The 4894-nt window shown below is 73.1% G+C and carries 3 protein-coding genes; 2 read left to right on the top strand and 1 reads right to left on the bottom strand.

Annotated features, from left to right (window positions below; genetic code table 11):
• Positions 1-61 precede the first annotated feature (61 nt).
• Entirely contained in the window at positions 62-286 is a 225-nt protein-coding gene (locus ACWDRR_RS44080) for a hypothetical protein (protein WP_449777982.1), read from the bottom strand.
• Positions 287-913: 627 nt separating this feature from the next.
• Between ACWDRR_RS44080 and ACWDRR_RS44075 the strand changes: the two genes are divergently transcribed.
• Both ACWDRR_RS44075 and ACWDRR_RS44070 read left to right on the top strand, forming a co-directional pair.
• Entirely contained in the window at positions 914-4729 is a 3816-nt protein-coding gene (locus ACWDRR_RS44075; RefSeq protein ID WP_449777981.1) for a sensor histidine kinase, read from the top strand.
• 10 nt (positions 4730-4739) lie between these two features.
• Positions 4740-4894: roadblock/LC7 domain-containing protein (locus tag ACWDRR_RS44070; protein WP_449777983.1), on the top strand; the 155-nt coding region annotated here is incomplete at its 3' end.

The following is a 4894-nucleotide window of genomic DNA, read 5'->3' as shown; positions in this document are numbered from 1 at the left end:
GCCTGGGGGGGGGGGGCCGCACGGTGCGTGCGGCCGCGGCGCCCCTGCGGAGCGCGGGCGGTCAGGCCTGCGGGGTGGCGGCCGCCGGGGCGACCATCAGCTGGGTGCGGCGCGGGTTGGCCGTGTTGGTGGGCAGCTCGGTGGCGTAGGTCACCACGTCCTCGGACCTGCGGGCGCCCGGGATCTTGCTGAAGTCCTCGACCGAGGCCAGCGTCGTCCGGCGCGGGTTCGCCGTGGAGCTGCTGGAGGGCGTGGAGCTGGTGGCGGCCTTGTTCGCCTGGGACATCGAGTCAGCACCTCGGGGTCGCGGCCGGCGCGTCGGCATGGAGCGGCGCCGGCCTGAGTGATTCGGGGAGATTCTGGGCAGGCTGATCGAGGCCGTGCGCCGGATACCGCAAGGTTACGGATCTCTTTCCACAGGCACCGTGACCAAAGCTACACATTGTGCTGTGATTTTGCTCACAAATTGAAGAGCAATTCTCCGATATCCGACATATCGCTTCATCAAGTTTTGCCGACATAAAGGGCATAGCGGGCATTCGGGGAGCTCTGTGGCTCTTGTTGATCTCCGGTCTCCTTGGCATGTATCCGGCGAGTGTCCGAAAAAGGCGGTATTCCGGTCCGGTTACCGCACAGTCAGTGAAATCGCGCGCGCGGTCGGTAGTGTCGTCCCACTCGCCCTGGCGGCCCTTGTTGGGATTCCCCGGCTGTGCTGGAATGCCACGGACCGTGGGTAGGGAGCAGTCCACCCCGGTGCCCGCTCTCCCGGACCGGCCGGGGTGCGGATGGAAACTCCACACCGTCCAGGCCGCGGCAACGCGGCGGGACGCCCGGTCCAGAGGTTGCGACGCCAGTGCAGGGACGTTTCAAAAGGGGTAGCGGCGCCGCGGGTGACCCGGAGTCGCGTGAGCCCGTGGCACCACCCCAGCAGGCGGCGGTGCCCGGCGGCCCCGCCGAGCCGGCACCCGAGGCGGTCGGCCGCCCGGAGGACGACGGCGAACAGGACCGGAGTTCCGCCCGCGGCAAACTCCGCAAGACACTGACCCGCCGACGGGCCAAGGGCATGAGCCGGCTGGCGATGCGCAACTGGCGGATCCGTACCCGCCTGATCGCCCTGCTCGCGCTCCCGGTGCTCGTCGCGCTCGTCCTCGGTGGCCTGCGCATCCAGACCTCGCTCGAGACCTCGCAGCAGCTCGCCCAGATGGCCAACCTCTCGGATCTGGCCAAGAAGGCGACCAACCTCGCCGACGCCCTGCAGACCGAGCGGGACATCAGTGCCGGCCCGATCACCGACAAGCCGAACGCCCCGCTCGACGACGACATCGTCAACGCCCGCAAGATCACCGACGACCTGAGCCGGACCTTCACCGCGTCCTCGGACAAGTTCGAGAACCTGGAGCTCTCCGGCGGCAAGGCGCTGCTGTTCCAGATCCGCAAGGACCTGAACTCGATCTCGGACGCGCGGAACACGCCGTACCAGAACAACCAGAACATCCAGTCGACGATCACGGCCTACGACGTGATCATCCGAGACCTGCTGTCGATCACCCAGGACATCGCGCTCGCGTCCAACAACCGCGACCTGGTCCGCGCCACCCGCGCCCTCCAGCAGTTCTCGCTGGCCAAGAACGCCACCTCGCAGCAGCGCGCCCTGATCAGCGCCGCGCTCGCCAACCCCAAGGCCCCCGACCTCAGCCTGAGCGACGAGTCCTTCGGCATCCGGCTGCGCGCCTCCTACGACAACGCGCTCACCAGCTTCAACAACATCTACACCTCGCACGACCTGGACAACCTGCGCGGCCAGCTCAGCTACAACTCGGTGGTCGCCGCCGCCGACCGGTACGCGCGCTCGGTGCTCCAGCAGAGCGGTATCCACCAGACCGAGCCGGTCAGCTTCAAGGACTGGTACGAGCAGTCCACCGCCAAGATCACCGCCGAGCGGCGGATCGAGTCGAAGCTGATCGAGGACCTCGACGGCAAGGCCCAGGAGCTGCAGTCCGCCGCCGACACCGAGGCCCTGATCATCGGTGCCGCCGTCGCGCTGGTGCTGCTCGTCGCCCTCGGTGGCGCCGGTCTGATCGCCCGCTCGATGGTGCGCTCGCTGACCCGTCTGCAGGCCGCGGCCGAGGACGTCGCCGAACGGCGGCTGCCCGAGCTGGTCAAGACGCTCTCCGAGAGCGACCCGCACGACGTCGACGTCACCGTCGAACCCGTCGGCATCGACTCCGCGGACGAGATCGGCCACGTGGCGCACGCCTTCGACATGGTGCACAGCGAGGCCGTCCGCCTCGCCGCCGAGCAGGCCCTCCTGCGCGGCAACATCAACGCGATGTTCACCAACCTGTCGCGCCGCAGCCAGGGCCTCATCCAGCGCCAGCTGTCGCTCATCTCCGAGCTGGAGAGCCGCGAGGCCGACCCGGACCAGCTGGCCAACCTCTTCAAGCTGGACCACCTCGCGACCCGTATGCGCCGCAACGGCGAAAACCTCCTCGTCCTCGCGGGTGAGGACCCGGGCCGCCGCTGGACCCGCCCCGTCCCGCTGGTCGACGTGCTCCGCGCCGCGGCCTCCGAGGTGGAGCAGTACGAGCGCATCGAGCTCGCCACCGTGCCGTCGGCCGAGGTCGCCGGCCGCGTCGTCAACGACCTCGTCCACCTGCTCGCCGAGCTGCTGGAGAACGCCACCTCGTTCTCCAGCCCGCAGACCCGCGTCCGGGTCACCGGCCACGCCCTGCCGGACGGCCGGGTGCTGGTCGAGATCCACGACACCGGCATCGGCCTCAGCCCCGACGACCTCGCCGACATCAACGAGCGCCTGGCGAACCCGCCGACGGTGGACGTCTCCGTCTCCCGCCGGATGGGTCTCTTCGTGGTCGGCCGCCTGTCCCTGCGACACGGCATCCGCATCCAGCTGCGCCCCAGCGACTCCGGTGGCACCACCGCACTGGTCATGCTCCCGGTGGACGTCACCAACTCCGCCGACCGCCGCGGCCCGGCCCGGCCCGGTTCGGCGCAGGCCAAGCAGCAGCGCGGGGTCGCCCCGACGCCGCGTCAGCAGCGCCAGGTGCCCGGTGGGCCGAACGGCGGCCCGGCCGCGCTCGGCCAGGGTCCGGCGGGCGGTGCCCCGCAGGGTCGTCCGCAGCTCGGCCAGGGCGGTCCCGGTGCGCCGGGCGGCCAGGGCGGTCCGGGCGGACGGGCCGGCGGCGGTCTGCCGACCCGCCAGGTCGGCCAGTCCCTGCGCGAGACCGCACCCCAGGGTCCCCAGGGCCCGCAGGGTCCCCAGGCCCCTCAGGGCCAGCAGGGTCCGCAGAACCCCCAGGGCCAGCAGGCCCGCCAGAACCCGCAGGGCGGCCTGCCGCAGCGCGGTCCGGGCCGGCAGGCCCCGCCGCAGGGCGGTCCCGGTGCGCTGCCGCGCCGCGGCCAGCAGCAGCCCGGTGCGCCGCAGCCCGGCCAGGGCCAGCCCGGTCCGGGTCAGCCCGGCCAGGGCCGACCCGCCGACGGCCGGCGCCCCGCCCAGGAGCGGCCGCGCCCCGGCGCGGACCTCGACGGCGGTCCGGGCCCCCGGACCGGCGAGCAGCCGCAGCACGGCTGGGCCGACCAGTCGGGCCGTCCGGGCGCGCCGCAGGGCGCCCGCCCGGGCAACCGCCCGCAGGAGGGGCTGCCGCAGCGCCGCCAGCCCGGCCAGGCCCCGCAGGGTCAGGGCGGCCCCGGTCAGGGTCCGCAGGGCCAGGGCGGCCCGGGTGGTCAGGGTCCGCAGGGCCCGCGCCGTCCGCAGCGCCCCGGCCCGGAGGCACCGCAGCGCGAGCGCCAGCCGCAGCTGCCGCCCCAGCAGCAGGCCCAGCCGCTGCCGCCGGCCGAGCCCTCGTCGATGGAGAGCACCGCGCAGTTCGCCCGGCCGCGCTTCGAGGCGAGCGAGATCGACCCGCGTGACCCGCTCGGCCTCGGTCTGGTCGAGCCGGTACTGCCGAGCGTGCCGAACCCGGCGCGTCCGGAGCCGGTCCGCCAGGAGCAGCCCCGGCCCGAGCCGGTCCGCCAGGAGCCGATGGCACTGCCGACCGGCCCCTCCGACGGTGGCCCGCAGGGCGGTACGCCGATCTTCGAGACGGTCGAGCAGACCTGGCAGCGCGAGGACGGCCGGCAGGCCGAGGCCGCCCAGGCGGCCCGGGCCCGGCAGTACCAGCCGCGCCGGCCCGGGACCAGCGCGCCCGGCATCCAGCAGCAGGGCCAGCCTCAGCAGGCTCCCCAGCAGCAGGCGCAGCAGGTCCAGCAGCAGGCCCCGCAGGCCCCGCAGCAGGCTCCTCAGCAGGGCCAGCCGCAGCAGGCCCCGCAGGGCGGGCCGGGCGGTGGACCGGGTGGACCGGGTGACGCCCCGTGGCGCCCGTCCGCCAACGACGAGCGCTGGCGCCGGGCCGAGCAGGTCCGGGAGCCCTCGACCAGTGGCGTCACCATGTCCGGTCTCCCCCGGCGGACCCCGCAGGCCAACCTGGTCTCCGGCACCGCCGAGGCGTCGCCGCTGACCGGTCCTCAGGTGTCCCGCGCGCCCGAGGAGGTGCGCGGCCGGCTCACCAACCTGCGCCGCGGCATCCAGCAGGGCCGCCGGGTCGGCGCCGAGCAGGCGGCGGGCCAGGGCGGCCAGGGCAATCAGCACGGCCAGCATGGTGCCCAGCAGCCCGGATTCGATAGTTTCGGGGGCCGGACCGACGGCAACGGCGCAGATCATCAGGAGCGTTGAGTTGAATCAGATGAGCCAGGCCGCACAGAACCTGAACTGGCTGATCACCAATTTCGTGGACAACACCCCCGGGGTGTCGCACACGGTGGTGGTCTCCGCGGACGGCCTCCTGCTGTGCATGTCCGAAGGTTTCCCCCGCGACCGCGCCGACCAGCTCGCCGCCGT

The organism is Kitasatospora sp. NPDC003701 (assembly GCF_053587085.1).
Note: the sequence above shows the minus strand (reverse complement) of the source record. Positions and strands in the feature narration are given on the sequence as shown.

What these genes read in the sequence shown, in the direction of transcription:
- ACWDRR_RS44080 (WP_449777982.1), bottom strand. Translation starts at nt 286, where the DNA reads ATGTCCCAGGCGAACAAGGCCGCCACCAGCTCCACGCCCTCCAGCAGC.